This window comes from Vibrio thalassae (assembly GCF_900089835.1).
Classification (GTDB): domain Bacteria; phylum Pseudomonadota; class Gammaproteobacteria; order Enterobacterales; family Vibrionaceae; genus Vibrio; species Vibrio thalassae.
This window is the reverse complement of sequence record NZ_OANU01000005.1, coordinates 1-24249: the sequence shown is the minus strand read 5'-3', so window position 1 is coordinate 24249 and position 24249 is coordinate 1. Positions and strand designations below refer to the sequence as shown.

The window sequence follows — 24249 nt, the reverse complement described above, 5'->3', positions numbered from 1 at the left end:
AAGCCCCTCTAACAAGAGGGGCAACAGTACCATCGCTTATAGTTATAGTGATATGCCAGTAAATTTAGGCCGCTCGCTAATTGTTTGATTCAATGGAATCGCCGCGATAACTGGAAATTGTGTTCAAATACGATTAACCGAAGTCACCATTTACATAACCTTGAGTACGGTCATCCGCTGGGTTTGAGAAAATAATCGGTGTGTCATTATGCTCAACCAGCTCTCCCATTAGGAAAAAGGCCGTGCGGTCTGAGATACGACGTGCTTGCTGCATTGAGTGAGTCACGATAACGATGGTGTAGTCTTTCTTAAGCTCTTCCATCAACTCTTCAATTTTATGCGTCGCAATAGGGTCAAGAGCTGACGTCGGTTCGTCCATTAGAATGACATCGGGTTCCATGGCGATAGTACGTGCAATACACAAGCGTTGCTGCTGACCACCGGACAGACCAAACGCATGTGACTTAAGACGGTCTTTCACTTCATCCCAAAGTGCTGCACCACGCAAAGAGCGCTCTACCACCATATCAATGTGTTTCTTGTCTTTGATACCTTGAGCACGCAGACCATACGCCACATTCTCATAAATGCTCATCGGGAAAGGATTAGGTTTTTGGAAAACCATACCGACTTTAATACGTAGGTCAGCCACATCGATATTGCCATATATGTCTGCGCCATCCATCTCGAGCTTACCGGTGATTTTTACCCCTTCAATCAAATCGTTCATACGGTTTAAGCAACGTAGCAATGTTGATTTACCGCAGCCTGAAGGACCAATCAACGCTGTCACTTGACGAGTTGGAATCGGTAAGTTGATCGATTTCAGTGCTTGGTTCTCACCATAGAAAAGGTCAAGGTTTTCAATATTAAATTTGTTCATAGTCTTCATCTCTAAATTCTTTGTCGTGCAATGTGGTCGTATTTAAAGTGGCGAAACTCTTTATGGTCTGGCTCTACCACTCGACACCAATAATCTCTATTAATACGTTGCTGTATTGAAGCGGCTAGCAATAAGCTTGGTCAGCATATTGATAAGTAGTACCACTACAATCAATACCGTTGCTGTGCCATAGGCTTGGTTCCACTCTTCGATTGTGAACAGTTCCGTTGTGAGTTTATAAAGGTGAACCGTTAGTGTACGTCCTGAGTCCATCAATGAATCAGGAATACGTGCCACCATACCAGCGGTTAAAAATACTGGGGCAGACTCACCAATTACACGACCAATACTAAGAATGACCGACGTTAAGATACCTGGCATTGCGCTTGGCAAAATAAGGCGCCAGATAGTATAGATTTTTGAAGAACCAAGCGCGTACGAACCTTCTCGGTAAGTTTGCGGCACCGCCATTAGTGCTTCTTCTGTAGTTCGAATAATAACAGGTAGGATCAAGATACTCAGTGTGAGTGCGCCAGAAAGAATCGAGAAGCCCAAACCAAGAATAACCACGAAGAACGTCATACCGAATAGACCGAAGATAATCGACGGAATACCTGCCAAAGATTCGGTACAAAAACGAATAACCTTCACTAATTTGCTGCCAACTTTCGCATACTCAGTCAAGTAGATAGCGGTCATAATGCCCAGCGGCGCTGCGACTGCAATTGATGCGATAACCATGTAAATGGTCGACACAATCATTGGGAAAATACCGTGCTCATCGCCAGTACGCGTATAGTTATCGGTAATAAAACTCCAACTTACGTGTTGAAGACCATTGGAAAGGATGTACCAAATAATCCAGAACAAGAAACCCACGGTCAGAGCGGCAGCTGCCCACACGAATGCATTCAAAACCGCATCTTTGTTTTGGCGCGCTTTTTTTAATTTAACTGTATCCATAATGATTACTTCGCTTTCTCACGGTTCAAGTAAAGTAGTGCAGCGTTTAGCATCATGATAAACACCAATAACACTACGCCTGTCGCATACAGTGCGTTAGCGTGAACACCACTTGCGTAAGACATTTCAATGGCAATATTTGCGGTTAGAGTACGTGCTGAATCCAGAATACTGCCAGGCATCGCAGGCGCATTGCCCATTACCATGATGATTGCCATGGTCTCACCCAGTGCGCGACCAATACCAAGAATCACGCCAGTCATAATGCCTGAACGAGCCGCCGGTACGAGTAATTTGAAGATGGTATAAATCTTTGAAGCACCAAGTGCTAGCGACCCTTCTTTGTATGTGCGAGGGACCGCGCGAATCGACGTTTCAGAGACGGTAATGACCGTTGGAAGAATCATCACACCTAACACAATGATACCCGCTAGAATCGTGTTACCCGCAGGCACGTTAAAAATCTGCTGAATCAAAGGGACAATGATGACTAGGCCAAAGAAGCCGTAAACTACCGAAGGAATCCCCGCCAATAGTTCAACCGCGGGACGGATAATGTCAGCCAAACGCTTGGGAGCAATTTCTGCGATAAAGATGGCGGTTAGTACACCAACTGGCACACCAACTACAACCGCACCAAGAGTAGAAACCACCGACGCTACAATCATAGTAGCAACACCGTAGAGTGCTGGTGGAAGCCAGTTTTGGCCTAGAACAATGCCAGAAACGCCTACTGCTTGGAAAGCAGGAAGACTTTCTTTGAAGATAAAGTAAGCAATAACCGCTAGCGATACGATACCGATGATTGCACTGGTAAGGAAAAGTCCATGGAAAATTCGTTCTTTCCAATCTATTCGCTTTTGAGCCTTCAGGCCACTATCACGAGCTACGGACTGAGTCGCTTCGTTATTCATAAGCTTCTCACTATTTGTTGCGATGGTCATAATTCGTTTCTACTCGTTGAAAAATCGAGTTAAACATATAAAAGGCTCAGCCCTAAACGGTGGGCTGAGCAAGGTATTCATTATTTACTGCAGAGATTAGTTAACCGAGATGTAACCTTTGTTCTCTACGATTGCTTGAGCTTCGTCAGTCAGCATCCAATCAAGGAATTTCTGAGTTTCAGCAGATGGTTTACCTTGTTGGTAAAGTACTAGGAAAGGACGAGCAACTTTGTATGAGTCGTTCTTAACGTTATCTACCGTTGCTGGCGTGCCATCAATTTCTAGAGCATGTACTGAATTATCAACAGTACCTAGTGAGATGTAGCCAATTGCGTACGGGTTGCTTGCTACCATAGTCTTGAGAGCGCCGTTGCCGTTAGCCACTTGAGCGCGCTGAGAGATAGCGGTTACTTTCATGCCGTTGATCTTTTGCTTCAGGCTCATGATGTCTTCAAATGCACCACGTGTACCAGAAGCCGTATCACGAGTAATAGCAACGATAGGCTTGTCAGCACCACCCACATCTTTCCAGTTGCTGATCTCGCCTTTGTAGATTGCTGTTACCTGTTCAGACGTTAGACCTTTTAGGTCGTTTGCTGGGTTAACAACAACAGCAATGCCATCGCGTGCAACGACTTCTTCTACTAGCGTTGCTTGTTTTTCTTCTTCTTTAAGCGCTCGAGAAGACATACCCATGTCTGCTGAGCCGTCTTTCGCTGCACGTACACCTGCGGAAGAACCTGGTCCTTGTACTTCAATGAAAACATTTGGGTTTGTTTTCATGTATGTTTCAGAGAAAACTTCCATCAGTGGAGTTACGCTGCTAGAACCTACCGCAGAGATAGTTTCTTTAGCTGAAGCTGGAGTCACTGCTAGTGCGCCTAGTAGAGCGATTGCACCGATAACTGTCTTTTTCATCACAATTTCCTTTATTGGCTTAATTGCCGAGTTTCATTTGAACGCTGACAAGGTTAGTGCCCGAATATGACAGTTGTGTTTCACTTAGTTGAAAGGTGTGTGACAAATAACAAAAGCATCGAGCTCAACACTTGGGATAGGATCACATAAAAATCAGCAAGTTAGTGATAAAGTAAAAGATAAGACCAGATATGACCGTCGAATTATTTCAATTCAATGACCGTCATAAAGGCTAGGTTTGAGGGCGAACTGGTAAAAAAAAAGAGCCTGAGAGGCTCTTTTTTTGATTGAACTTACGCGTCTTCAGACGGTTTTGGTTTTTTCTTCGGGATGAATACTGAATCACCCACCGCAACATTTTTGTAGAAGGTTTTATCACGCTGCGCAGGCTTCTTCGCGGTCGCTTTCTTGTTCTGTGGCTTACCTTTACTTGCTGTCGATTGCTTATTAAACGCCGGCTTTTTAGGTCTAAAACCTTTAAATTTGCCTTTCAAGCCTTCTAGCTCTGAGAAAGTAAGATCTTGTTGTAAGAACGTTTCAATGCGCTTAAAGCTGTCCCAATCTTTAGGACCAACAAGAGACACTGCATCCCCTTTGTTCCCAGCACGCCCCGTACGACCCACACGATGGACGTATTCTTCAGTATGCTTTGGCATATCAAAGTTAATTACATGAGTCACGCTCGCAATATCGATACCACGAGAAGCAACATCGGTCGTCACCAAAATCTTAAACACATGACGCTCAAACTGACTCATGATCGCATTACGTTGAGTCTGATTGAGATTGCCACTCAGTGCGACGGCTTTCAGTTGTTTTTCATTCAACCACTTGGTGAGTCGCTCGGTATCCACACGTGTCGCAGTAAAGATCATCACCTGTTTATAATCGGCCTGCTCTAGAATTCGCTCTAAAATTGCCTCTTTATGGTCCAAGTGGTCACAAAGATAAAACTTCTGGGTAATGTCTTTGTGCTCTTCATTAGATACACCGATAGCAATGCGCTTTGGCGCGTCAAGCATTTCTGCAGCAATATCATTCACCTCAGCGTGGTCTAGTGTCGCTGAGAACATCAAAGTCTGACGACGACGGTGTTTAGCCGCATTATGAATACGGCGCAGCTCAGGGGCGAACCCAAGATCGAGCATTCGGTCCGCTTCATCAAGAATGAGCGTATCCAAACCGTCTAAAAACAGAGAGCGGTGTTCCAAGTGGTCAGCTAAACGCCCTGGTGTTGCTACGATAAATTTCGGGTAACGACGTAACGCTTTAACTTGATCGTTAAAGTTTTCACCACCCAAGATCAAGGTTGCGTCGTAAGAGAGACCACCTAGCATCGACTTTAGCTCGCCGTATACTTGTTTCGCCAGCTCACGTGTCGGAGCTAGAATCACAGCACGAGGATCTCTCGCTGAGAACGCTTTAGTCTTCAGCGCCTTATGGAGCATCGGCAGTACAAATGCCAAAGTCTTGCCAGAACCAGTCTTCGAAGAGGCCAGCAGATCTTTCCCAGCAATAGCTACCGGGATAGCTTGCTTTTGAATGTCTGTTGCTTTGGTAAAGTCGTAATGACTTAAGTTCTTCAGTAGTCGGTTATCAAGGCCAAGTTCTTTAAATTGCAATGCGTATTCTCCTAAAAAGATCGTGCGGATGAAAATAAGCGCGCATAATACCTGATAATTGTCATGGTAACCAGCAATGTCAATTCGGCTTAGAATTTGATATCGATCACGGCCTTGTAGGAGATCTCCCACTTAATCAGGTTCAAATTCTGCTTTCATTGGATAAAATCCTACGATACAGTGACTTATCGTGTTCTCGGGTTATAATCTTGACGGAGATCACATTATCTAATGCCAATTTATTCTCATAATTAACTAAAGAGGAAGTTTAACCATAAAATCGCGTAATTTTTTGGTTTTTCTGACTTTTAAATAATTTGCGTTCTTTAAATTAGGCACTAAAATCAAAAATAGCCTTAATGCGATGAATTAAGTAGCAGGGCTGTTTGAAATACTAAATCCTGAAGGAGCTTATAATGAAGAAAGTTTTAATTGCAGCAGCAGCGTCATCAGTTCTACTACTAGCAGGTTGCGCTTCTGGTCCAGACGAAGCAACAACAGCTAAAATGGACGACCTAAGCAACCAAGTAAGCCAACTAAGCGCAGATGTGCAAGCTCTAAGAAGCGAAGTTTTAATTGGCAACAAAAATGCTATGGCTGCTCAAGAAGAAGCTGAGCGCGCAAATGAGCGTATCGACAACATCGCTCAGTCTTATACTAAATAAGACCAAAAATACTATGAAAAACACCCGCTTCGTGCGGGTGTTTTTTTATGCTTAGTGTCAACGGTTCGCTATTCTAGCCCCTTCATTGCTGGCACTACTTCAATAGGTACTCCATTTTGGGCAAGCACCGCTGCTCGAGCAATTCGGTCATTAATGCCGTACTCGTCGAGCCACCAAGTCAGCTCTTGAGGGATGATCATTTCCTTTTTCGTACCATCACTGCGAGTTAATGGTTCATGCGCTTCAATGAACACGCTGCGATCGGGCTCGAGCGCTATCTTGATCGGTTCATCAATGATACGAACTTGCAAACCAACTTTTACTTCATGGAATAACCAGTCGATGTCTTTTGGGTCCATACGAATACAACCAGCACTCACTCGAAGGCCAATACCGAAATCCTTGTTCGTGCCATGTATGAGGTATGACCCCGTACCATAGGCTAACCGCATGGCGTAGTCACCTAGTGGGTTTTCAGGACCAGCGGGCACTACAGGTGGTAGCTCCACACCTTTGGCTAAGTATTCTTTACGTATCGATGCTGGCGGAGTCCAAGTTGGCGCTTCTCTAAGCTGGCTAATTTTAGTGGTCATTTCCGGGGTGTCCTGACCAATTCTACCGATTCCGACGGGGAAAATGTGTACCAAGTTTTTGTCTGGCTCAAAATAGTAGAGTCGTAGCTCAGCTAAGTTAATCACGATGCCTTTGTAGTCTACGTGAGGCAAAATCGCCTGACTGGGGATCGTCAGCACGTACCCTTCTTGAGGTAAAAAGGGATCCACACCTTTATTAGCCGCCATCAGCGAGAGAAAACCAACATCGTATTGCTTGGCAATATCTGACATGGTTTCTCCTGCCACTACACTGTGATATTGCAATGTGCCTACCATATTACTTCCATCTGTTGGCAGCGAGTAAGTGGCTGCACTCAACCAGTGTGAAAAGCCTAAACATGCGGCGATCAGGGTTTTACGAAGCATCAATGTTGGTCCTTTGCATCTTTATACAGTGCTAAGGTTATCTCTCTTTGTGTCTTGTGATCAACCATAGGCTCAGGATAATCAAGATTATCGAACTCGTTCCAAAGCCAAGGTTTATGAATAAACTTGTTAGGAACAGACTTCAATTCTGGGATCCAGCTCCTTATAAACTCACCATTGCTGTCAAACTTTTCCCCCTGACTAATGGGATTAAAAATACGAAAATAGGGTTGCCCGTCACAGCCTGTTGATGCACACCACTGCCACCCTCCGTTGTTAGCAGCAAAGTCTCCATCAATAAGCTGAGACATAAAGTACTGCTCTCCCAGTCGCCAATCTAAGTGCAAATCTTTAGTCAAGAAACTGGCTACCACCATTCTCAACCTATTGTGCATCCACCCAGTGCTGTTGAGCTGTCTCATTGCAGCGTCAACAATAGGGTAACCGGTTCTAGCCTCACACCACTTTTCAAAATGGTCACGTTGGCCAACCCAATTGAGGTGTCTCTCCCAAGCTAAGTATCCACGATGCTTGCAGAGTTTAGGCTCGAAGTAGATCAGGTGCTGGTAAAATTCTCGCCAGATAAGCTCACTCAGCCAAGTCTCGGCTCCCAAAGACAAGGGAGCATTTAGCGAATCGTAATACAGTCTAGCCACGCACTGACGAGCCGAAACAGCGCCAATAGCAAGGTAGGGGCTCATCATACTGGTGCTATCTAGAGCAGGGAAATCTCGTTCAGCTTGGTATCGAGTCGCTTTTTCTGCTGAAAACGCTCTCAGTTGGTGAATGATGTCATCACTACTGACACTCCATTTCGAGCTGTCTCTGGTTGGAAATGAAAATTTTGAGTCCTTCTCGAACAAGAGACCGGATGGTACAGATACTTGCACCGATACCTGAGGTTTGCGCACCGCGACGTTACCCACCATTTTTTGCCACGATCTTTTGAAAGGGGTAAATACTTTGAAATACTCTCCTTTTTGATTAAGGACGGCCCCAGGTCTTAGAATGCATTTATCATCAAAGCTCTCAACACTCCATTTGCCTTCACCCAACTTCGCCAGCTGTTGCAGTCGCCATGCCTCATTTACCTCATAGTCGCGATTTACGAACACTTTGTTAATGCCGAGTTGCTGTGCCACCGTAACTAGCCACTGGTTAGCATCCGCATAATCTCGTGCTTCATGATAAATGAAAGGCACATTTAGCTGCTCTAATTCACCCTTTAATACGTGCAGACGGCGCTGAATCAAATCGGCCTGAATGGGAGAAAGAAAATGACGTTCCCATTGCTTTGGTGTAGCAACAAAAGCGGCTACGACGGGAGTGTGCCCATCTATTGCCTCAACAAGTGCCGTATTATCGATAACCCTCAGATCTCGATTAAAAAGAACTAGCCTCATGAAGCCGCCCCCTGTCTTTCTTCTATCAAATGAGCGATAACCGGCGAGACATAAACGTTACCAGTTTCCATTTCCTTAGCTTCTAAAATCGCATCAAGCTGTTTTTCGGGGAGAGATTTCTGCGCAAAAACATGGATTGCCTTGTAATGACTGGCATCACTAAACAGCGTACTGACTTCTTCTACACCGTCTAACAATACAACTCTTTCACCTCTTTCAATCAATTGTGCGTAGTAGAGCCAAGCATAAAGATTGCCCGTTTCATCCAAATTTACCATGACTCTGTCAGGTCGATGACCGCGTTTACTCTCTGAATTGATTAATATCGTTAGGTGTTTAACGAACATAGTTTTGAATAGAGCAAGCTGCAACGCACGAGGACCAAGCTTCAAAAAATGGATAGCCGCTAAAATAGGAATAACAAATTTCGACTCCACGATCGACAGTGGATATTCCTTGAGAACCATTGATATTAGTCGGTCGGTTTTGTTGCCATCCAAATCCCCTAAAGCATCAATCGTGTCCGACACTTCTTCTAGTTGGTTTGAATCTTCTACTGCGCTAGAAATAACATCCGACTCTAGAAGCGACTTAACTTTACCGATAGAGACGCCTTTATTGAGCCAGCTCTGAATGGTTTTTATCTTCTCCAGATCGTCAGCAGTATAGAGTCGGTGGCCCTTGTCTGTACGTAATGGCTGCACCAGATTATAACGACGCTGCCATGCTCGCAACGTAACAGGCTTAATCCCGGTTAAGTCTGCTATTTCACGGATGGCATAGCGCCTTTCTTTACAGCCCATAACGTAAACGCATCTCTTCTGGATGAGGCTGTAGGAAAATTTGATCCGCCAAATAGTCATCTGGGTAAGCGTTCAAGTAATGCTTGATTAGAGTAAGCGGCGCCAGAATTGGCAGCAAACCTACACGATAATCATCAATGACTTTGGCAAGTTCGGCTTTTTCATCTTTGTTGAGGGCGCGCTTGAAATAACCCTGAATGTGCATAAGCACATTCGAAACATTTTTTCTGCTAGCGCGATTTTTAAGCGCATCCATTAATCCTGTTCGGTACGCTTGATAAAACTCATCTGGATTGTAGTCAATTTGATTGGCTACAAGACGTCCCAACGACTTGTATGCACTAGGGTCGTGAGCCATTAGCGTCAGTTTGTATCGAGAGTGGAAAGCAATAATTTTTCCGGGTGTTGGTTTACCTTCCATAGAGCGATAGAAGTCTTTCAAGCTATATACGCGAGAAATGAAGTTCTCTTTCAAGACAGGATCATTAAGTCGCCCATCCTCTTCCACTGGCAACCAAGGCATTTGCTTCATCAGATGCTTGGTGTACAAGCCAATGCCGTCTGTGGAAGCATGGCCATTACCATACACCTTTACTCGTTCCATTCCGCAGCTTGGCGACTTGGCACAAACGATATAACCGCACATTTCAGTGTCTTTGATTTCAGCTACTTTCTCGCGTGTGAAACGTATCATGCCGTCGGTGTGATCGCGTGTATAGTCTTTGGTATCGACTAGAGCAATACGTTCTTCGTTCGTGATCAATCGTATGGTTGGTCTTGGTACGGGAAGCCCCATTCCAACTTCAGGACAAACTGACACAAAGTCGAAATAGTCCGCCAATTCTTTGTTTACATAGCTGCTCTGCTTATGTCCAGAGTCGAAGCGAACTTTTTCACCTAATAAACAGGAGCTAATTCCTACAACGATTGCGTCTTCCATGTTAAATCCCTCGCTACTTAACATTACATCTTTAGATGGTGGTCACCAATCAGGTGATACAAAATTTTGTCTTGTACAATTATATGTGACGAGCTGCTATTTGGTTCACACCGAACAAAATAAATCTTACACCGATGGATTTTATTGGTAAAAATCGATTGCCTAACCACTTTCAACATATTTAGTTATCATTGTCAGACTTTTATATAATCACCCGCAAGAATGTGACCACAATCTCATAGAACACCAATTTAACGATATAAACTCCCCCTCAACAACGAACAATACGTTCAACAAAATTAGTTAAACCTTAGGAGTGATACAATGGCTACCCCACACATTAATGCTAATCCAGGTGATTTCGCGGAAACTGTACTCATGCCAGGTGACCCACTTCGCGCCCAATATATCGCGGAAACTTTCCTTGAAGACGTGGTAAAGGTGTGTGACGTACGCAACATGTTTGGCTTCACTGGTACTTATAAAGGTAAAAAAGTGTCGGTAATGGGCCACGGTATGGGTATCCCATCGTGCTGCATTTACGTTCACGAACTAATCAAAGATTACGGCGTAAAAAACGTTATCCGCGTTGGTAGTTGCGGTGCGGTACGTGACGACGTTAACCTAATGGACGTCGTTATCGGTATGGGCGCATCAACCGACTCCAAAGTGAACCGTATCCGTTTTAACGATCATGACTTTGCAGCTATCGCCGACTACGGCCTACTCGAAGAAGCAGTGAAACAAGCGCGCTTACAAGAAGTACCAATAAAAGTAGGTAATATTTTCTCTGCGGATCTTTTCTATACTCCAGAAGCAGACATTTTCGATAAAATGAAGCATCTAGGCATTCTTGGCGTCGATATGGAAGCGGCTGGTATCTACGGTGTTGCTGCTGATTTAGGTGCTAAAGCACTGACCGTACTGACAGTATCTGACCATATTATTCGTGGCGAGAAACTCAGCTCAGAAGACCGTCAAAAGTCATTTAATGACATGATGGTGGTAGCACTAGAAACCGCAATCAATATTTAAAGAATAAAGCTAGCTCAATGCCTGAATGAGCTGGCTTTTCTTTGCCAAGGAACTCGACCGAACCATAGGGGGTGAACGTGTCAGAAGGCAGACTGCCGTTAGCCGAAAGTGGATTACAGCTCAATTTTTGTAAAACATTGGCGTGTGACAATTTTGGACGAAGTGATGCAAACCTTTATATCCTGCAGCACAGTAATCCTAAAAGGCCAGCGATGGTATGCCGAGAGTGTGGCGCGTTTCCCCCCCTACTCAATAATCAGGAAGTTCTGCACGAGCTCGCTCGCCTGAGCCAGCATCATCACGAGGGGTTACCTTCTTGCAAAGACGTTCAATGTGACAACTATGGTCTCTCTGTCCATACACACAAAGATCGTTATCACGCTTTTGGATTTAGTGGCGATCGTCAGCGGTACCGTTGCAAATCCTGCCAAGGAACCTTTGTAGACCGATGGTCCGGCAGCAACAAAAAGCGCGTTTTTCAAGAAACGATGCTAGGGCTTCTATTCACCGGTTACTCAGTAAGAGAGATCTGTCGCAAGCTCGAAATCAACCCCAAAACTTTCTATGATCATATTGACCAAATTGCTAGCCGATGCCGACGCAAACTCGCTGATATTGATGCGCGCTGGATCAACCATGCCGAGCAGTATCAGCTGACGTCCAATTACCGGACGCTTCAGCCTCACAGTAACAATGGTGTTTTTTGGTTCGCAACCTGTGACGCTAATTCGGGTTATGTGCTCTGCCAGCATACCAATTATTCTCTCAACGACTCGCCAACAACGCTGACAGATCACAATGCGTTTCAAGCCAATTGTCATATCGTGCCATCCGATTACAGTGCTGAGAATAATAATGAAGTCAACATACCCACAGACGATCTGAAAAGCCGTATCGACGTTAAGTATCAAAATATTCTGGCACGCAGTAATGTTGAAGATCCATTAGGTAACTTCGCTTCATTTAGCTATCCAGCAGTTGGAGCACTAATACGTGCGCCCTACACCTCTTATGCCCATTACCTGCACATTTTACGCTCATTAACCCCTAGTAAACGGGTTTCGATTTATATGCCGCAAGACCCAGTCTTGCGCTCAGCGGCGCTCACCGTCTGCTTGCCTCGAATCCAGACAGGCAACGTGGATCTCATGTACGTTGAGCAAGATGATCATTGGTCTGATTCAGAGGTGTCTGAAACGATAGATGTCGTGCTTATGGGGTGGTGGCGTGATCGCTGGGCAGTGACTCGTCAACCTTCTGGAGCCAGTAAGGGAATATGTTATTTAGCAGGCAGTAATCCAAATGCCTCTCATTGGCTAAAAACCGCCTCAACCGAACAGATCGATTTTTACCAAGAGCGATTTCAGTTGCTGTTTGAAAGTTTTATTAACGAGCCGAGAAGAAAGCTAAGACCAGCGGGAATTCATCCACTATTGGATATTTTTAGAGCGTGGCATAACCTGTGCTATCAAGATAAACACGGTCAAACGGCCGCACAACGTTTAGGTGTGACCGACGTTCCAATGACACTAAAATGCCTACTTAGCTAAGTAGGCATTTAGGTTTATTTCCTGCCCGTCGAATACGCTTAGAGGAAGAACAGTGATATTCCTCCGAGTGCACAAAGGGTGCCCAATACGCTGCGTTTAGTGACTCTTTCTCCACGAATCGCATAAATAATGAGAATAAACAGTGGGCTGGTCGCGATTAATGTTTGTGCAATAGCTGGATTAGCGTGTTTCAAGGCTACTTGTTGCAACCATAACGCTAGGAATGTTCCTACAAATATCGCTGCGAGCAACCAACTCCAGTTGTTACTCGACATATCGCGTCCCAGTGAAAGAATAGTGGCGAATGGCTTTTTCTCAACGAAACATATAATGACCATCACGGCTAAAACACCAATGACGAGCCGAATTAAAGCGCCTAATAATGGTGGAAGATCGCCTTGTACTAAAGCGAAGTGCGAGATGACGACGCCAGATGCCTGACACACACTGGCAACAAGTCCGTAACCAACCCCTTGAAGATTAGTTTGCTCACCATCTATGTCATTGGGTTGAAATATCACCGCAGTGACCGCGATAGTAGTAATGAAAATGCCTAGCCAACTTTGTAGCTGAAGCACTGCCCCCAAAAAAACTAAAGCAAGCACACCTGACAAGGGGGGAGCCAAGGATTCGAGCAGTAGGGTTTTATTGGCACCAATTCTTTTCAAAGCAGCGAAGTACGCACTATCGCCAATAGCAATACCAATAACGCCTGAAATACCTAAAACCCAAAGGTATTTGGCGTCAATGGCGACCTCTGGCATGGGCGTGAAAGGCAAAACAAGCAACATCATTACAGACGCAATGGAGCCTTTGATAATGTTAAGTTGTAACGCAGTAAAGTGATGTGAAAACTGACTGTAAATCCACGTTGCAATTGCCCAAACCATCGCAGCGCCTACCGCAGCTGCCTCTCCAATAAATCCCAACTTTATACCCTTTTAATTACCGAACAGTGTTGTTTAATACATAAATATAACAGATACTTAACTTACCGAATGAACATATCGTTCTCTTCATTACTTGTTAGCAAGGATGCATTATGTTTCTTGATTATTTTGCTTTAGGCCTTCTTGTCTTCGTTGCTCTGGTTATTTTTTATGGAATTATCGTCATTCACGACATTCCGTACGAAATCGCCAAAGAGCGTGACCACCCACATCAGGATGCCATACATGTTGCTGGCTGGGTAAGCTTATTTACGCTTCACACAATATGGCCTTTCCTATGGATCTGGGCAACGTTATGGCGCAGTGAGCGTGGTTGGGGCTTCCATAAGTTGGAGGAAGAACAGCACGATCTCCATCATCGATTGGAGCGCCTTATCGATCAAGTCTCCGAACTTGAACAAGAAGTCACTTATCTTAAAGGCAAGCAATCGACGGCTGCCAGTCAAACACAAGAAGAGGAGAAGTAATCCATGGATTTATTACTGATACTCACTTACGCAGCACTGTGTATTGCTATTTTTAAAATATTCAATATCCCTTTAAACAAGTGGACAGTACCAACAGCGGTTCTCGGTGGCGTGGTTCTCATTGGGACACTGATTTTGCTGATGAACTATAACCACCCATTTAGTCAAATCGGTGGTCAGTTTTATAGCACTACCCCTATCGTTTCTAGTGTGCGCGGCAAAGTTATCGAGGTTGATGTGCAAGCCAACCAACAGCTGGAAAAAGGCGATGTGTTGTTCCGAATTGACCCTATTCCATTTGAAGCCGAAGTTATTCGCGCAAAGGCGGCTTTAGCCGATGCACAGCAAGCCGTGCTGCAATTGGAAAGTGCGTATAAAGCGGCTCAGTCTGACACGATCAAAGCGTTAGCAGAGCGCGATAAAGCAGAGCGAGAATACGATCGTTATCAGACAGGTTTTAAGAAAGGCGCATTTACGGCACAACAAGTAGACACTCGTCTACAAACTTTCAAAGCAAATCAAGCTGCATTAGAGGCATCACAAGCGAAAGAAGAGAGCGCTCGATTAGCGTTTGAGTCTCAAATTTATGGCGAAAACACCACCGTTGCCCAGCTTAAAGCACAGTTAATTCAAGCCGAGTTCAATCTTGAAGAAACCGTCGTTCGTGCACCAACAGACGGCTATGTCACTCAGCTCGCCCTTCGCCCGGGTATGATGGCGGTACCGTTGCCGCTCGCTCCGTTGATGACGTTCGTCCACACTGAAGAAAATTTCTACGTTGGGGCATTTCGTCAAAACTCATTACAGCGTCTTCAACCAGGATTTGAAGCAGAATTCTTGTTCAGAGCGTTACCCGGCAAAGTATTCAAAGGTAAAGTCGTAGAAGTGTTACCAACAATTGCTGAGGGACAAATATCGGCAAGCGGTACATTAAGAACCACGCAAAGTTTTAATACTATGGGCCGAGCCATGGTGAAACTAGTTATTGAAGATGACATGAGTCAGTACGTTCTTCCAACTGGCTCTAACGCAGAAATTGCTATTTATTCAGACAGTTTTACGCATGTCTCTATTATGCGTAAGGTTTTGATACGAATGAAGAGTTGGCAGAATTATCTCTATATTGACCACTAATTAGGCATTTGTATTAAAAAGCAACACAGATCCCCAAGGACACCATATGGTGTCCTTTTTTTGTACTCCTATTCTGACAAAGAAAGTGAGCTGTAGCACAGTTATAAAAGCCCATATATTTAGTGCGCCTATCTATGATTCAAATCAATTCCCAACATCTCGTCCCAATGAAGAAGGTAGTGGAACCTCAAGGAGAAGCTCGTAATGACTTCGACATATTTGCTGATATATCTGAGCAGATTAAAGCAGGTGGCCGTGACGTGTACACCGAAAGCAAATCTGAAATGGATTGGCTGAAAGGTTTCTATGAAACCGCTCAAAAAGGTGGTCGAGCAGCGCGCGTTCGTATGCCAAGCTTTGGTAAGTTATGGGAGACCAATGAACTGATCGAGATAAAGTTCAGCAAGAAAGCCGCTGGATTTGTCCGTCATGCCGATTTTAGAAAAGATCCGGTAATGAATCCACTAAGTACACCAAGTGGCAAAATTGAGATCTATTCGAAAACTATTGAAGGCTATGGTTATGAGGACTGCCCTCCGCATCCAACGTGCATGGAGCCAACCGAGTTCTTTGGTTCTGCTAAAGACGGCGAACTCTTCATTAGTCCGCATTGAGAAATACACAGGCAAAGTGCCTAGACTGATGGCATTTACTCCACCTAAAAATGCTTAAGATAACATCGTAACGAAAATGGGAAACCTCTTCAGGTTTCCCATTTTTTTCGCGTCGTTAAAGCACAAGGGCGTGACAGCGCTTACTTGACCTGAACTACAGTGAATTGTTCTACTGGCGCGACGATTTCTTCCTGAGCTGCGATAGTTTGCAGTTCCCACTCTTGACGCTTCTGCGTTTCCTTTAGAATGGCGTAGCTTGCATTGTTAGCATGTGCAAAAGCTTGCTCTGCGTTCCACCCTTTTAAGAGTCCCGCAGTAAACAGCGCCGAAATCAGGTCACCAACACCAACAGGTTGTTTTGCAAACTTCAAATGAGGACGTTGGGCAATAAAGCAGCCCTCTTGTGTGGCTAACATCATGGTGAATTTGTCATTAGAGATGCTGTGCAGATGCTTCACTAGAACCATTTTTGGACCTAATGTCAGTGCTTTCTGGCAAGCAGCGATAGCATCTTCAAGCGATTCGATCTCCAATTGAATAAACTGACTCAGTTCAAATTGGTTAGGGACAATAACATCAGCCATAGGCATAACGTCATTAACCAAGTACTCAGTTGTCCCTGGAGGTACGATACACCCCTTCTCAGGGTCACCCATCACTGGATCACAAACATAGATAGCGTTAGGGTTTCTTTGCTTGACTTTAGCAACGGCATCTTTCACGGCTAAACATTGTTCAGCGCTGCCTTGATAACCTGACAATACTGCATTACATTCCTTCAACTGCCCGATGTTATCAATACCGGCAATCAGCTCTGAGATATCCTCAGCGGAGAAGGCTTTCCCTGTCCAACCTTGTTGATATTGCGTGTGGTTTGAAAACTGCACGGTATGAATGGGCCATACTTCAAAACCCATTCTTTGAAGTGGAAAAACAGCAGAGCTGTTACCAGCATGACCGTACACCACATGTGATTGAATAGAGATAACACCTTTCATTGGAACTCCTAGTTATTATTGTTCTGATTTCATTATATCTTGTATATGATTGCCACCGTGTCAGCAAACAAGGGCAACGAAATAAATTTATTATTAGATCTTGGTAACTTTCATTAAACTGTATTGGAAACAAAAGCGTACATTCGTTTATTCGGCTACGCTTTGTACATGTATACCCCAAAAACGGTCTACCAATATCAAAAACTAAGGACGTTAGTTTGATTGAACATCATTTTCGCGACGTTGTCGCAGATAAACTGAGCACTTATATGTCTACGGGTAATCTCGATGGCGGAACGATGACAATCGTTTTGATTGTATTAAGTCTTGTAATGGCGCTCATCTGCTTTTTTGTTGCCCACCATGTATTCGTACGCTTCTTTAACCACATTCTGACTAAAACGAATAAGCCATTAGCGGAGTGTGTCACCAACAATCGAGTATTCGAAAAACTCTCCATTTTAACCCCTTTGTTGGTGCTGAACATCTTCATCCCAATTGTGATTGGTCACTACGAAATACTGTCCAGCGTTGTTGACCGAGTATTGGCAATTTTAATACTGCTGGTCATTCTATGGATGGTCTACTGCTTCTTAGATGCCGTCAACGACCTTGCGACCTACAAAGGCATCACGCGCCGTATGCCTATCAAGAGTTTTGTTCAGCTGATAAAACTGTTTACTTTCTTTGTTGGCGTCATTATTACCATCTCTATTTTGGCTAATGAAGCGCCAGTCATCTTGTTCTCAGGACTTGGCGTCGCGACCGGTTTTGTCATGTTGGTTTTCAAAGACACCATTTTAGGCTTTGTCGCAGGGATCCAGCTCTCAGCCAACAGAATGGTAAGCTTGAACGACTGGATTCAGATGGACTCCTATGGCGCGAACGGGACGGTTGAAGAAATCTCTCTCACGACCATTAAAGTGAGGAATTTTGATAATACGATCACCATGTTACCAGCATATGCCTTAGTGCAAAATGCGTTCATTAACTGGCAAGGGATGTCAGAATCCGGTGGTCGACGAATCACCCGCTCAGTCAACATCGACGTGAATTCGATTCGCTTTGTCAGTGATGAAGAAATCGCCGAATTGACAAAACTGCGATTACTCAGACAATATATCTTTGAGAAATCGAAAGAAATAGACGAGTACAACCAAGGCTTAGAACAAGACGATGTCGACGCGAATCAACGCCGATTGACCAACATCGGCCTATTTCGCGCCTATTTGAATGCCTACTTGCATGCCAACAAAGACATTCATCAATACATGTTGATCATGGTAAGACAACTGCAGCCTACACCAGAGGGGGTACCTTTGCAGGTCTATAGCTTTACCAACACTACTGAGTGGGGCAAGTATGAGGGTATTCAATCGGATCTTTTCGATCATATCTTCGCCATTATGCCTCAGTTTGGATTGAGACCATTTCAGCAACTCACTGGTCATGATTTTGCAGCTGGACAACACTCGCTTCCTCGCGACATCTAATCTAAACTCTGGACACTGGGGTGACGCCACCCCAGTTCATAAGGATAATACTTTAATAAATTATCGGTTGTTAGTTTCTTAAACCAATGATTTACAATGTTAAATATATTGATTATAGATTAGTAACAGGCACGTTATTTCAATGTCATTTTCCGCTGTTATGATCTGTTTTTAATCAAGGTAGTGGTTGTAAACACAACCCTTAAAGGGACGCTATTTGCTCTATATACTTTGGGCAAAGTTCTACGTTAAGGCTGCGCAAATGGGTCACCTCTTGGTGTCCACGCTTTCGCATCGTTGTTGCTTAATTACCGAATAAGACGACTCACAGGGATCAAAGCTGTCGTTATACTTTCAGCCTTAAGGACAGAACACATCATCGAAGTTTACTATGCACAGCACTATTACTATTGACCCTTCACCATCGTTTCTTATCGCGATTGTCGTCCTGTTTGTCGGTAACTTTCTTAAAAAGAGAATTGCATTTCTCGACAAATACAACATTCCAGAACCCATTATCGGTGGTTTGATTGCTGCAACCTTAATCACTATCCCTCACTTTAACGGTATTGCGATCGAGTTTTCTCTGCCGTTAAAAGATACCTTCATGATGCTGTTTTTCAGCACTGTAGGGTTAACCGCGAGCTACAAGCAGCTCGCAAAAGGTGGCTTCAAAGTATTCTTGTTTCTCTTTGTCGCAACGGCCTATATTGTGATTCAAAATGGTGTTGGTGTTGCGCTGGCATCGGCACTAGGTCTGAATCCACTAATGGGATTGATTGCGGGCTCCATCACGCTGTCCGTGGGGCATGGTACTGGAGCGGCATGGGCAAGCACATTTAGCGAGCAATACGGTATTCACAACACCCTTGAGCTTGCCATGGCATCGGCGACGTTTGGTCTTATTATCGGTGGCATCATCGGCGGCCCTGTCGGCAACCGATTAGCTGCTAAAAATAACCTCCGTTCAGAGTTTGGCCTCAAGCATGATATTCATGCCTCACATCCTGATTTAATGACATACGACGAGGCACAGGAAGACTAAGTGACCTCTAAAAGTATCGTGGAAGTCGTTGGTTTGCTGATGATTTGTGTCGTCGGCGCACAAACTATCGGCCCGATGATCAAATCGTTAGGGATACGTTGGCTGATGATTCCCGACTTTGTTTACGCTTTGTTCATTGGTGTCATCATCACCAACCTATTTGAAGCCACAGGAATTAAGAAGATCAATATGGAAACCGTCCATATTCTAGGTACGACTTCTCTTAACTTTTTCTTGTCTATGGCCTTAATGAGCCTTCAACTGTGGGAGATTTATAATCTGGCGGTTCCGTTCTTAATTATTCTTACCGTTCAGACAGTCGTTATGGCACTTTTTGCGTACTTTGTTACGTTCAGAGCTATGGGGAAAAACTATGATGCGGCGGTTATTGCTAGCGGACACTGTGGTTTCGGAATGGGAGCAGCACCAACCGCCGTTATGAATATGGGATCAACGGTGAATCGCTTTGGTCCCTCCCCAATGGCATTTATGGTCGTGCCGATTGTCGGCGCTTTCTTTATTGACTTGACCAACCTAATTATTATTCAAGGTTACATATTCTTTATCGGTTAAGATTGCTGTTAACGCTCTCGTAAGGGGCTTGACGACTACGCTCAAGCCCTAATTTCCAACCGTGATCCCTACAATGTCTGTTCGATCATCTGAGTGATTTTGCTGTCTGTGGGAGAAATGCCAGACGAAAAGACGCCGATAACGGACCCGTTCTTATCGATGAGGTATTTGTAGAAATTCCATTTAGGTGTAACACCACTTTGTTTTGCAATTTCATCAAACACAGAGTTGGCTTGCTGACCCTTGACTGAACTACGGGCCATCATCGGGAAGGTAACACCAAAATCAAGATAGCAGACTTTTGCCGTCCTTTCCTCACTGCCTCGGTCTTGGTTGAAGTCATTAGATGGGAAACCCACAACGCTAAAGCCTCGATCTTTAAACTGGTTGTGCAGCTGTTCTAGTTGTTCAAACTGCCCCGTAAAGCCACACTGGCTCGCCGTATTGACCACTAAAAGTACTTTCCCATGGAACGACTCACACAGGTTCACTTCATCAGTGGAATTTAATGCTCGCTGTGTAAAGTCCAGCACTGCTGGGCAGGCAGCTGCTAGCGTTTCCTTCGCTACCAAGCCAAACAATAAACCTAACAACAATGCCTTAAAAACCATTCTCATACTCACCTCCCTCAGACAACACATTGTTTACGGGTAAGATAAAGAATAGTTCATCATTATCGATGCTCAAGAATATAGAATGAGAGCATGATAGATACCAGCGTTGATAACCTATTGCTTTTGTGAATAAAAATGAAATTGATATTACACACTCAAACGTTTTATTCGTCGCATTAATATCTTTTAAGATTCAAGCGCAAAGAAAACTGATTAGCCACCATTTATATTCTGATTCACAAAATCAATTAAATACCGCTGCTGCATTTTCAATTCGCTGATTAACTAAACGATCAATCAAGCCTAAACACAAGCGCCCCACATACCAGCTGAAAACTGCCAACTGGTTGGTGAGGCGCTTACATAGTCGTAACCCATTTGCCTTGTTAGATAACCGACTCCTGATTGATGGCACGGTATTACATGCGAATGTCGGCCAACGTCAGTAAAAGTATTACAACGTCGCTCTAAACTGTTCTAACAACTCACGTTGAGCTTCGGTCAGATTGGTTGGTGTCTCAACTTGAATTTTCACCAACAGATCGCCCGTTTCATCTTTACGGTTTGTTACGCCTTTGCCCGTCATCTTGAACTTGCGTCCCGTTTGCGTACCCGCAGGGATTTTAAGTTTAAAGCGACTATCTAGCACATTGACTTCCACTTCACCGCCCAGTGCTGCCGTTACCATATCAACTTTAGTGTTGCAGATAAGGTCGTTACCATCACGATCCAAAAATGCGTGTGGTCTCGTTGCAATAATAAGTAACAAGTCACCCGCAGGCCCACCGTTGCTACCCAAACCACCTTTACCAGAATAGCGAATCTTTTCGCCATCTTTGATACCAGCAGGGATCTTTACATTGATCTTTTTCTGTTCACCATTGATTGGCAATTCGACCGTTTTTTCAGCCCCTTGAACGGCATCAATGAAATCTACTGTCAGTGTGTACTCATGATCTTGGCCTTTTTGAGCGCGCGGACGTCCTCGTCCACCACGAACTTGGGAGAAGATATCTTCAAAACCACCGAAGCCACCACCTCCGAAACTACCGCCGCCAAAGCCTCCACCACGTTGACGGAAGGCATCACCAAAAATGTCTTCAAACCCGCCACCATGGCCGCTATGACCACCGTGACCACCAAAGCCACCATTCTCAAATGCCGCATGACCGAATCTGTCATACTGACCGCGTTTTTCTTTATCCGTTAGAATTTCATAAGCTTCTTTTACTTCTTTGAAATTCGCTTCTGCTGTCGCATCTCCGGGATTTTTATCGGGGTGATATTTCATCGCCAACTTTTTGTAGGCTTTTTTAATATCTTTCTCTGAGGCTCCCTTGGAGACACCTAGCACGCTGTAATAATCTCGTTTTGACATGCTAAAACCTCACTCAATTTCTCACTCAAACGGAAAAAAAGGGCGTATGAGTTCCCTCGTACGCCCTGAATACCGATAAGTTTATGTATTTATGAACATAACTCAACTTTTAATTGCAGGAATGCAATCCTAAGTCAGCGGCGTTACTTCACTTCTTCGAAGTCAGCTTCAACCACATCGTCATCAGCATTGGATTTAGCCTGAGCTTCACCATTTGCCGCTTGAGCTTTCTGCTGAGCGATTTCTGCTAGCTGTTGAGCCGCTGCGATTAACGCTTGTACTTTCGTATCAATCGCTGCTTTGTCATCACCTTTACGAGCTTCTTCTAGTTCAGTAATCGCCACGTCGATCTTCGCTTTCTCTTCAGTTGGAAGTGCTTCTCCCGCTTCTTCCACTTGCTTACGAGTACTGTGAATCACTTGGTCAGCCTGGTTACGCGCCGTTGCTAGCTCTTCGAACTTCTTGTCCGCTTCTTTGTTAGCTTCAGCTTCTTGAACCATTTTCTCGATGTCTTCATCGCTTAGACCACCAGACGCTTGGATTGTGATCTTCTGCTCTTTGCCTGTCGATTTATCTTTAGCAGAGACATTCAAGATACCATTGGCATCAATGTCGAACGTGACTTCAATCTGCGGCATACCACGAGGTGCAGGCTGAATACCCTCTAGGTTGAATTGGCCTAGAGACTTGTTGTACATCGCTTGCTTACGCTCACCTTGAACAACGTGGATAGTCACCGCACTTTGGTTGTCTTCTGCCGTTGAGAATACTTGATTCGCTTTTGTTGGAATCGTTGTATTTTTTTCAACAAGCTTGGTCATGACTCCACCCATGGTTTCGATACCTAGAGATAAAGGCGTCACATCAAGTAGCAGTACATCTTTCACATCACCCGCTAGTACACCACCTTGAACTGCAGCACCCATTGCTACTGCTTCGTCTGGGTTCACGTCACGGCGCGCTTCTTTACCGAAGAATTCAGCCACTTTCGCTTGAACCATAGGCATACGCGTTTGACCACCAACAAGAATGATATCGTCAATATCACCCACCGTTAGATCGGCGTCCGCAAGTGCGGTTTTTAGTGGCTCAATAGAGCGCATAACAAGATCTTCTACAAGAGACTCGAGTTTTGCACGAGTCACTTTCACGTTCATGTGTTTTGGACCCGTTGCATCCGCCGTTACGTACGGTAGGTTCACATCGGTTTGAGAAGTAGAAGAAAGCTCAATTTTCGCTTTTTCTGCGGCTTCTTTAACACGCTGCATAGCAAGTGGATCGTTTTTAAGATCGATGCCTTGCTCTTTCTTAAATTCGTCGACTAAATAGTTGATCAGACGGTTGTCAAAGTCCTCACCACCAAGGTGTGTATCACCGTTAGTTGCTAGAACTTCAAAGGTTTGCTCGCCTTCAACTTCATCAATTTCAATAATAGAAATATCGAATGTACCACCACCAAGGTCATAAACCGCAACCGTGCGATCGCCACCTTTCTTATCCAAGCCATACGCAAGTGCAGCGGCGGTCGGCTCGTTGATGATACGTTTCACTTCTAGACCTGCAATACGGCCTGCATCTTTCGTTGCTTGACGCTGTGCATCGTTAAAGTAAGCCGGAACTGTGATTACTGCACCGGTGACTTCCTCACCTAGGAAATCTTCCGCCGTTTTCTTCATTTTCTTAAGTACTTCAGCCGATACTTGAGGAGCCGCCATTTTTTGGCCTTTCGCTTCTACCCATGCATCACCGTTGTCTGCCTTAACGATTTTATAAGGCATGATTTCGATGTCACGCTGAACTTCATCATCTTCAAAACGACGACCGATTAAACGCTTGATTGCAAATAGCGTGTTCTCTGGGTTTGTAACTGCTTGACGTTTTGCAGGTTGACCTACCAGTGTCTCGCCATCGGTATAAGCGATAACCGATGCGGTAGTGCGTTCGCCTTCCGCATTTTCGATCACTCTTGGTTTGTCACCATCAAGAACAGCGACACATGAATTTGTTGTACCTAAGTCAATACCGATAATTTTACTCATAATAATACCTCTCCCCTTCGCATTATTTAATCGGCTCTTCTCCGCTTAGATGAGCTTGACAGAAGGGTATAATATTGAACTTACCTCAGGTACTGAAAGCTGTTTAATCTTCAGTTTGAAGTATTCGGTATCTCTTATCCCGCGAGCTCTTCTACGCAACAATCCTATTGATACATTGCCAGCCTCGATTATAGAGCTGGTTAGTCGGTCATACTTTGCAAAGTTACAGATGCCTTCT

General features: G+C 44.4%; 21 protein-coding genes and 2 pseudogenes. 8 read left to right on the top strand and 15 right to left on the bottom strand.

What is annotated here, in order from left to right; all coding sequences use genetic code 11:
* Positions 1-133: 133 nt before the first annotated feature.
* From pstB to VTH8203_RS03910, 5 genes are all read right to left on the bottom strand, one after another.
* Positions 134-883 carry a phosphate ABC transporter ATP-binding protein PstB gene (pstB, locus tag VTH8203_RS03930; RefSeq protein ID WP_096992509.1) on the bottom strand — a complete coding sequence of 250 codons (750 nt, stop codon included), beginning with the start codon at positions 881-883 and terminating at the stop codon, positions 134-136.
* Positions 884-982: 99 nt separating this feature from the next.
* Positions 983-1846 carry a phosphate ABC transporter permease PstA gene (gene pstA, locus VTH8203_RS03925; RefSeq protein WP_096992485.1) on the bottom strand — a complete coding sequence of 288 codons (864 nt, stop codon included), beginning with the start codon at positions 1844-1846 and terminating at the stop codon, positions 983-985.
* Between the two features lie 5 nt (positions 1847-1851).
* Positions 1852-2790: a phosphate ABC transporter permease subunit PstC gene (gene pstC, locus VTH8203_RS03920; RefSeq protein WP_096992484.1), complete on the bottom strand. Its 939-nt coding sequence runs from the start codon at positions 2788-2790 to the stop codon at positions 1852-1854.
* A 96-nt stretch (positions 2791-2886) separates the two neighbouring features.
* Positions 2887-3708, bottom strand: coding sequence for a phosphate ABC transporter substrate-binding protein (locus VTH8203_RS03915; RefSeq protein ID WP_096992483.1), 822 nt, complete (start codon positions 3706-3708; stop codon positions 2887-2889).
* A gap of 293 nt (positions 3709-4001) precedes the next feature.
* A complete protein-coding gene (locus VTH8203_RS03910) occupies positions 4002-5330 on the bottom strand; it encodes a DEAD/DEAH box helicase (RefSeq protein ID WP_096992508.1) in 1329 nt (442 codons plus the stop codon).
* Between the two features lie 416 nt (positions 5331-5746).
* On the opposite strand from VTH8203_RS03910, the gene VTH8203_RS03905 reads away from it, so the two are divergent.
* Positions 5747-5995, top strand: coding sequence for an Lpp/OprI family alanine-zipper lipoprotein (locus tag VTH8203_RS03905; protein ID WP_096992482.1), 249 nt, complete (start codon positions 5747-5749; stop codon positions 5993-5995).
* 68 nt (positions 5996-6063) lie between these two features.
* Here VTH8203_RS03905 and VTH8203_RS03900 read toward each other — a convergent pair whose 3' ends face one another.
* From VTH8203_RS03900 to VTH8203_RS03885, 4 genes are read right to left on the bottom strand one after another with little or no spacing between them, the layout of a single operon-like run.
* Positions 6064-6975: a L,D-transpeptidase family protein gene (locus VTH8203_RS03900; protein ID WP_096992481.1), complete on the bottom strand. Its 912-nt coding sequence runs from the start codon at positions 6973-6975 to the stop codon at positions 6064-6066.
* On the bottom strand, positions 6975-8378 hold the full coding sequence (phrB, locus tag VTH8203_RS03895; protein WP_096992480.1) for a deoxyribodipyrimidine photo-lyase: 1404 nt from the start codon (positions 8376-8378) through the stop codon (positions 6975-6977). The genes VTH8203_RS03900 and phrB overlap by 1 nt, the downstream gene beginning before the upstream one ends.
* The gene (locus VTH8203_RS03890; protein ID WP_158296043.1) at positions 8375-9181 is read right to left on the bottom strand and encodes a MerR family transcriptional regulator; all 807 of its coding nucleotides are present in this window, start codon (positions 9179-9181) and stop codon (positions 8375-8377) included. Before VTH8203_RS03890 ends, phrB begins: the two co-directional genes overlap by 4 nt.
* A complete protein-coding gene (locus tag VTH8203_RS03885; RefSeq protein ID WP_096992478.1) occupies positions 9171-10121 on the bottom strand; it encodes a YbgA family protein in 951 nt (316 codons plus the stop codon). Before VTH8203_RS03885 ends, VTH8203_RS03890 begins: the two co-directional genes overlap by 11 nt.
* A 324-nt stretch (positions 10122-10445) precedes the next feature.
* On the opposite strand from VTH8203_RS03885, the gene deoD reads away from it, so the two are divergent.
* Complete coding sequence (deoD, locus tag VTH8203_RS03880; protein ID WP_096992477.1) at positions 10446-11156, top strand: purine-nucleoside phosphorylase; 711 nt, start codon at positions 10446-10448, stop codon at positions 11154-11156.
* Between the two features lie 77 nt (positions 11157-11233).
* Complete coding sequence (locus VTH8203_RS03875; RefSeq protein ID WP_096992507.1) at positions 11234-12706, top strand: lactate dehydrogenase; 1473 nt, start codon at positions 11234-11236, stop codon at positions 12704-12706.
* 38 nt (positions 12707-12744) lie between these two features.
* Here the strand turns inward: VTH8203_RS03875 and VTH8203_RS03870 are convergent, their stop codons facing one another.
* Positions 12745-13635, bottom strand: a complete 891-nt coding sequence (locus tag VTH8203_RS03870) for a DMT family transporter (RefSeq protein ID WP_096992476.1) — start codon at positions 13633-13635, stop codon at positions 12745-12747.
* Between the two features lie 113 nt (positions 13636-13748).
* Here VTH8203_RS03870 and VTH8203_RS03865 point away from each other — a divergent pair, with 113 nt between their 5' ends.
* The 3 genes and pseudogenes from VTH8203_RS03865 to VTH8203_RS03855 form a co-directional block, all read left to right on the top strand.
* Positions 13749-14123: a DUF3302 domain-containing protein gene (locus tag VTH8203_RS03865; protein ID WP_096992475.1), complete on the top strand. Its 375-nt coding sequence runs from the start codon at positions 13749-13751 to the stop codon at positions 14121-14123.
* 3 nt (positions 14124-14126) lie between these two features.
* Positions 14127-15257 (top strand): HlyD family secretion protein, encoded by a 1131-nt coding sequence (locus VTH8203_RS03860; RefSeq protein WP_096992474.1) that lies wholly within the window; start codon positions 14127-14129, stop codon positions 15255-15257.
* A gap of 146 nt (positions 15258-15403) precedes the next feature.
* Positions 15404-15853 (top strand): annotated as a pseudogene (locus tag VTH8203_RS03855) (trimethylamine-N-oxide reductase TorA); the annotation flags it as partial.
* A 158-nt stretch (positions 15854-16011) separates the two neighbouring features.
* Here the strand turns inward: VTH8203_RS03855 and pdxY are convergent.
* A complete protein-coding gene (gene pdxY / locus VTH8203_RS03850) occupies positions 16012-16869 on the bottom strand; it encodes a pyridoxal kinase PdxY (RefSeq protein WP_096992473.1) in 858 nt (285 codons plus the stop codon).
* A gap of 218 nt (positions 16870-17087) precedes the next feature.
* Between pdxY and VTH8203_RS03845 the strand changes: the two genes are divergently transcribed.
* Positions 17088-18362: a mechanosensitive ion channel family protein gene (locus VTH8203_RS03845; RefSeq protein WP_096992472.1), complete on the top strand. Its 1275-nt coding sequence runs from the start codon at positions 17088-17090 to the stop codon at positions 18360-18362.
* A gap of 391 nt (positions 18363-18753) precedes the next feature.
* Positions 18754-19980, top strand: a pseudogene (gltS, locus tag VTH8203_RS03840) (sodium/glutamate symporter).
* 68 nt (positions 19981-20048) lie between these two features.
* On the opposite strand, the gene VTH8203_RS03835 reads toward gltS, so the two are convergent.
* The 4 genes from VTH8203_RS03835 to VTH8203_RS03820 all read right to left on the bottom strand — a co-directional run.
* Positions 20049-20591 (bottom strand): glutathione peroxidase, encoded by a 543-nt coding sequence (locus VTH8203_RS03835; protein ID WP_244181140.1) that lies wholly within the window; start codon positions 20589-20591, stop codon positions 20049-20051.
* A 457-nt stretch (positions 20592-21048) separates the two neighbouring features.
* Positions 21049-21972 (bottom strand): DnaJ C-terminal domain-containing protein, encoded by a 924-nt coding sequence (locus tag VTH8203_RS03830; protein WP_096992470.1) that lies wholly within the window; start codon positions 21970-21972, stop codon positions 21049-21051.
* Positions 21973-22115: 143 nt separating this feature from the next.
* Complete coding sequence (gene dnaK / locus VTH8203_RS03825) at positions 22116-24011, bottom strand: molecular chaperone DnaK (RefSeq protein ID WP_096992469.1); 1896 nt, start codon at positions 24009-24011, stop codon at positions 22116-22118.
* 45 nt (positions 24012-24056) lie between these two features.
* A partial coding sequence (locus VTH8203_RS03820; RefSeq protein WP_167385784.1) for a transposase occupies positions 24057-24249 on the bottom strand: 193 nt, incomplete at its 5' end.

Excerpts from the sequence above, each read along its gene's own strand:
- VTH8203_RS03890 (WP_158296043.1), bottom strand. The coding sequence starts at position 9,181 with ATGGGCTGTAAAGAAAGGCGCTATGCCATCCGTGAAATAGCAGACTTA.
- VTH8203_RS03835 (WP_244181140.1), bottom strand. The coding sequence starts at position 20,591 with ATGGTTTTTAAGGCATTGTTGTTAGGTTTATTGTTTGGCTTGGTAGCG.
- dnaK (WP_096992469.1), bottom strand. The coding sequence starts at position 24,011 with ATGAGTAAAATTATCGGTATTGACTTAGGTACAACAAATTCATGTGTC.
- pstB (WP_096992509.1), bottom strand. The coding sequence starts at position 883 with ATGAACAAATTTAATATTGAAAACCTTGACCTTTTCTATGGTGAGAAC.
- VTH8203_RS03905 (WP_096992482.1), top strand. The coding sequence starts at position 5,747 with ATGAAGAAAGTTTTAATTGCAGCAGCAGCGTCATCAGTTCTACTACTA.
- VTH8203_RS03885 (WP_096992478.1), bottom strand. The coding sequence starts at position 10,121 with ATGGAAGACGCAATCGTTGTAGGAATTAGCTCCTGTTTATTAGGTGAA.
- VTH8203_RS03865 (WP_096992475.1), top strand. The coding sequence starts at position 13,749 with ATGTTTCTTGATTATTTTGCTTTAGGCCTTCTTGTCTTCGTTGCTCTG.
- pstC (WP_096992484.1), bottom strand. The coding sequence starts at position 2,790 with ATGACCATCGCAACAAATAGTGAGAAGCTTATGAATAACGAAGCGACT.
- VTH8203_RS03915 (WP_096992483.1), bottom strand. The coding sequence starts at position 3,708 with ATGAAAAAGACAGTTATCGGTGCAATCGCTCTACTAGGCGCACTAGCA.
- deoD (WP_096992477.1), top strand. The coding sequence starts at position 10,446 with ATGGCTACCCCACACATTAATGCTAATCCAGGTGATTTCGCGGAAACT.
- VTH8203_RS03900 (WP_096992481.1), bottom strand. The coding sequence starts at position 6,975 with ATGCTTCGTAAAACCCTGATCGCCGCATGTTTAGGCTTTTCACACTGG.
- VTH8203_RS03860 (WP_096992474.1), top strand. The coding sequence starts at position 14,127 with ATGGATTTATTACTGATACTCACTTACGCAGCACTGTGTATTGCTATT.
- pdxY (WP_096992473.1), bottom strand. The coding sequence starts at position 16,869 with ATGAAAGGTGTTATCTCTATTCAATCACATGTGGTGTACGGTCATGCT.
- VTH8203_RS03830 (WP_096992470.1), bottom strand. The coding sequence starts at position 21,972 with ATGTCAAAACGAGATTATTACAGCGTGCTAGGTGTCTCCAAGGGAGCC.
- phrB (WP_096992480.1), bottom strand. The coding sequence starts at position 8,378 with ATGAGGCTAGTTCTTTTTAATCGAGATCTGAGGGTTATCGATAATACG.
- pstA (WP_096992485.1), bottom strand. The coding sequence starts at position 1,846 with ATGGATACAGTTAAATTAAAAAAAGCGCGCCAAAACAAAGATGCGGTT.